The following is a 5,207-nucleotide window of genomic DNA, read 5'->3' on the forward strand; positions in this document are numbered from 1 at the left end:
GCGACCTGCAGCGACAGCCCGGTCGAGGTGACCATCGCCCCCGCACAGCCGGCCTACCTGATCTACACCTCGGGCTCGACCGGCCAGCCGAAAGGCGTGGTGGTCAGCCACGGGGCGCTGGCCAGCTACACCCAGGCGGTGCTGGAACGCCTGCAGCTGCCGGCCGCGGCGAGCATGGCCATGGTCTCCACCCCTGCGGCTGACCTGGGCCACACCGTGCTGTTCGGCGCCCTGGCCTCGGGCCGCCTGCTGCACTTGCTGCCACAGGACCTGGCGTTCGACCCGGACGGCTTCGCCAGCTACATGGCGCAGCACAAGGTGGGTGTGGTGAAGCTGGTGCCGAGCCACCTGCAAGGCCTGCTGCAAGCTACCCGCGCTGCCGATGTACTGCCGGCCGAAGCACTGATCCTGGGCGGTGAGGCTTGCAGCTGGAGCCTGCTGGACAAGGTCCGCGAACTGCGCCCGGGTTGCCGGGTCATCAACCACTACGGGCCTACCGAAACCACGGTCGGCGTGCTCACCTTCGAGCCTGATCAGCCGCTGCCCGGCTGCCGTACGGTGCCGGTGGGGCGCCCGCTGGGCAATGCCTGCGCCCAGGTGCTGGATGGCTACCTCAACCCGATGGCGGCCCACGTGGCCGGCGAGCTGTACCTGGGCGGGCAGGGCGTGGCCCAGGGTTACCTGGGTCAGCCTGCGCTGACCGCCGAGCGTTTCGTGCCCACCGAAGGGGGTGCCCGCTTGTACCGCACCGGCGACCGCGCCCGGCTTGGCGCCGATGGCCTGGTAGAGTTCATCGGTCGCGCGGATGACCAGGTGAAAATCCGCGGTTACCGCGTGGAGCCGGGCGAAGTCGGCCGTGTGCTGCTCGGCCTGCCAGGCGTAAGCGAGGCCGCGGTGCTGGCCTTGCCTCTGGAAGGCGATACCGAGCGCCTGCAACTGGTGGCCTACGTGGTGGCCGACGGCGGGGTAAGCGTGCAGCAGTTGCAGGCGCAACTGCAGGCACGCCTGCCGGACTACATGCTGCCAGCGCAGATGCTGCTGCTGGAGCGCCTGCCGCTGACCGCCAACGGCAAGCTCGACAAGCGCGCATTACCGGCACCGGGGGCGGTCAGCCGCGGCTATGTGGCGCCAGAAGGTGAAATCGAAGAGAAGCTGGCTGCGGTGTGGGCCGACGTGCTGAAGCTGGAGCAGGTCGGCAGCAGCGACAACTTCTTCGAGCTGGGGGGCGACTCCATCCTCAGCCTGCAGATCATCGCCCGCGCCAAGCGCCAGGGCATCAAGATCACCCCCAAGCAGCTGTTCGAACAACAGACCATCGCCCAGCTGGCCCAGGTGGCCAAGCGCATCGAGGCCAGGCAGCCTGCGCCGACAGCAGTGGTCGACAGCGCACTCACTGGCGAGGTGGCGCTACTGCCAGCGCAGGCGCGCTTCTTCGAAATGGATGTTGCCCAGCCGGCGCACTGGAACCAGTCGGTATTGCTGAAACCGGCCAGCCCGGTGCAGCTGCAACCGCTGGAGGCGGCCCTGCGTGCTGTAGTTGAGCAGCACGATGCGCTGCGCCTGCGCTTCAGCCGTGGTGCCGGCCAGTGGCAGGCGCGCTTCCAGCCGCTGAGCAACGCGCCGCTGCTGAGCCAACGCAACCTGGCCGCGCTGAGCGAGCTGGATGCTGCTGGCAGCCAGGTACAGGCCAGCCTGAACCTGGAGCAAGGGCCGCTGCTGCGCGCCGAGCTGTTTGACTTTGCCGACGGCCAGCAGCGTCTGCTGCTGGTGGTTCATCACCTGGTCGTCGATGGCGTGTCATGGCGGGTGCTGCTGGAAGACTTGCAGCAAGCCTATCGACAAGTGCTCGGCGGCCAGGCCGTGAGCCTGCCCGCCAAAAGCACGTCGGTGAAAACCTGGGCCGAGCACCTGGCCCGCCACGCCAGCAGCCCGGCACTGCAGGCACAGCGCGATTACTGGTTGCAGGCGGTGGCCAGCGACAGCGCCGAGCTGCCGCGTGACAACCCGCAGGGCAGCCTGGCCAATACCCATGCACGCACCGCTGCCACACGGCTGGACGCCGAGCGCACCGCCAGGCTGCTGAAGCAGGCCCCGGCCGCCTACCGCACGCAGATCAACGACCTGCTGCTAAGCGCGCTGGCGCGCACCCTGTGCCAGTGGAGCCGCCACGACAACGTGCTGGTGCAGCTGGAAGGGCATGGCCGCGAAGACCTGTTCGACGACCTGGACCTGAGCCGCACCGTGGGCTGGTTCACCAGCCTGTTCCCGGTACGCCTTACCCCCGGCAACGATATCGGCCAGTCGATCAAGGCCATCAAGGAGCAACTGCGCGCCGTGCCGGACAAAGGCATTGGCTACGGCCTGCTGCGCTACCTGGGCGATGCCCAAGTGCGTGAGCAGCTCGGGAACACCGCGCAGCCGCGTGTCACTTTCAACTACCTGGGCCAGTTCGACGCCAGCTTCGCTGCCGAAACCGGCGCACTGTTCACCCCAAGCGGCGAAAGCGCTGGCCGTACCCAGTGCGCCGGCGCCCAACTGGGCAACTGGCTGAGCATCACCGGGCAGGTGTACGGCGGCGAACTGTTCCTGGAATGGACCTACAGCGCCGACGTGCACCACCCGGCCACCATCGAGCGCCTGGCGCAGGCTTACGAGCAGGCCCTGGCGGAGCTGGTCGAGCACTGCAGCGATACCCGGCATCAGGGCGTGACGCCTTCGGACTTCGCGCTGGCCGCGTTGACCCAGGCGCAGCTGGACAACCTGCCGCTGGCTGCCGGGCAGATCGCCGATGTGTACCCGCTGTCGCCGATGCAGCAGGGCATGCTGTTCCACACCCTTTACGACCAACAGGCCGGCAACTACATCAACCAGCTGCGCGTGGATGTGCACGGGCTGGATGTGCAGCGCTTCAGGCAGGCCTGGCAGGCCACCGTGGATGCCCACGACATCCTGCGCACCGGTTTTGTCCTGCAAGGCGACCTGGACCAGGCCGTGCAGCTGGTGCGCAAGGCTGTCGAGCTGCCGTTCAGCGAGCCCGACTGGCGCGGCCAGCCGGCCCTGGAACAGGCCCTGCAGACCCTGGCCGATGATGAGCGCCAGCGCGGCTTTGACCTGGCCGCTGCGCCGCTGCTGCGGCTGGTACTGGTGCGCAGCGGCGATGCCAGCCACCACCTGATCTACACCAACCACCATATCCTCATGGACGGCTGGAGCACCTCGCGCCTGCTGGGCGAAGTGCTGCAGCGCTATGCCGGCCTGGCGCCGCAAGCGCAGGCCACGCACTACCGCGATTACATCGCCTGGTTGCAGGGCCAGGACGCAGCCGTTGCCGAGGCCTTCTGGAAGGCCCAGCTCGCCACCCTGGATGCGCCGACACGCCTGGCCCAGGCCATCGCCGGCAGCGCAGGCGGCAGCGGCCATGGCGACTATCGCCTGGCCTTCGACCGCGAGCAGACAGCACGTATCGAAGCCTTCGCCCGGGCCAACCGGGTCACGGTCAACACCCTGGTGCAATCGGCCTGGCTGCTGCTGTTGCAGCGCTGCACCGGCCAGGCCAGTGTGTGCTTCGGCGCCACTGTCGCCGGCCGCCCGGCAGATCTGCCAGGCGTGGAAGAGCAGATCGGCCTGTTCATCAACACCCTGCCAGTGATTGGCGCGCCTCGCAGCGAACAGACCGTGGCCGAGTGGATCGGCCAGGTCCAGGCCATCAACCTGGCCGCGCGCGAGTTCGAGCATACGCCGCTGTACGATGTGCAGCGCTGGGCCGGGCAGGGCGGTGACGCGCTGTTCGACAGCATCCTCGTGTTCGAGAACTACCCGGTGTCCGAGGCGCTGCAACAGGGGGCGCCCGGTGGCCTGCGCTTTGGCGATGTGGCCGTGCAGGAGCAGACCAACTACCCGCTGACCCTGGTGGTGGAGCTGGGTGCGACCTTGTCGATGCAGTACAGCCACGACCGTACGCAGTGGGGCGACGCAACCATCGGCCGCCTGGCGGGCTACTTTGCCAACCTGCTGCAGGCACTGGTGGAAAACGCGGACGCAGTGGTCGGTGCACTGCCGATGCTCGGTCAGCCAGAACAGCAACAAATGCTCGAAGGCTGGAACGACACCCAGGCAGCCTACCCGGACGCGCGCAGCCTTCATCAGCTGATCGAAGCCCAGGTGTTCGCCACTCCGGATGCCCCGGCCCTGGTATTCGGCGAGCACACGCTGACGTACGCCCAGCTCAACCGCCGGGCCAACCAGCTGGCGCACAAGCTGCGCGAGCAGGGCGTGGGCCCGGATGTGCTGGTGGGCATCGCCATGGAACGCAGCCTGGAGATGGTCATCGGCCTGCTGGGCATCGTCAAAGCCGGCGGGGCCTACGTGCCGCTCGATCCGGAATACCCGCAGGATCGCCTGAGCTACATGTTCGAGGACAGCCGCATCGCCTTGCTGCTGACCCAGTCGCACCTGCGCGAAACCTTGCCGATTCCCGCCGGCCTGCGCAGCCTGGACCTGGATAGCGAAAACCTCGAAGGTTACAGCGACGCCAACCTGAACATCGATGTGGCGCCGCTGAACCTCGCCTATGTGATCTACACCTCCGGCTCCACCGGCCGCCCGAAAGGCGCCGGCAACAGCCACCAGGCCCTGGTCAACCGGCTGTGGTGGATGCAGAAGGCCTACGGCCTGGACGCCAGCGACAGCGTGCTGCAGAAAACCCCGTTCAGCTTCGACGTGTCGGTGTGGGAGTTCTTCTGGCCATTGATGACCGGCGCCCGCCTGGTCGTGGCCCAGCCGGGTGCCCACCGCGACCCGCAGCTGTTGGTCGACACCATCAACCAGCACGGCATCAGCACGCTGCACTTTGTGCCGTCGATGCTGCAGGCGTTCATGACCCATGAGGCAGTGGAAAGCTGCGTCAGCCTCAAACGCGTGGTGTGCAGCGGTGAAGCACTGCCGGCCGAGCTGGCCCGTCAGACACTGCAACGCCTGCCCGCAGCCGGCCTGTACAACCTGTACGGCCCGACCGAAGCGGCCATCGACGTCACCCACTGGACCTGCCAGGCGGACGAAAGCATTAGCGTGCCGATCGGCAAGCCGATCGACAACCTGAAAACCCATATCCTCGAAGGCAGCCTGCAGCCAGCCGTGCGCGGCAGTGCCGGCGAGCTGTACCTGGGCGGCGTTGGTCTTGCCCGTGGCTACCACCAGCGCCCGGCGCT

General features: G+C 67.6%; 1 protein-coding gene. It reads left to right on the top strand.

The window, feature by feature from the left end; translation table 11 throughout:
• On the top strand, window positions 1–5,207 hold a 5,207-nt coding region (locus HP546_RS25410; RefSeq protein WP_172231132.1), incomplete at both ends, for a non-ribosomal peptide synthetase.

Origin of the sequence: Pseudomonas sp. CM25, assembly GCF_013179705.1 — a bacterium.
GTDB lineage: Bacteria > Pseudomonadota > Gammaproteobacteria > Pseudomonadales > Pseudomonadaceae > Aquipseudomonas.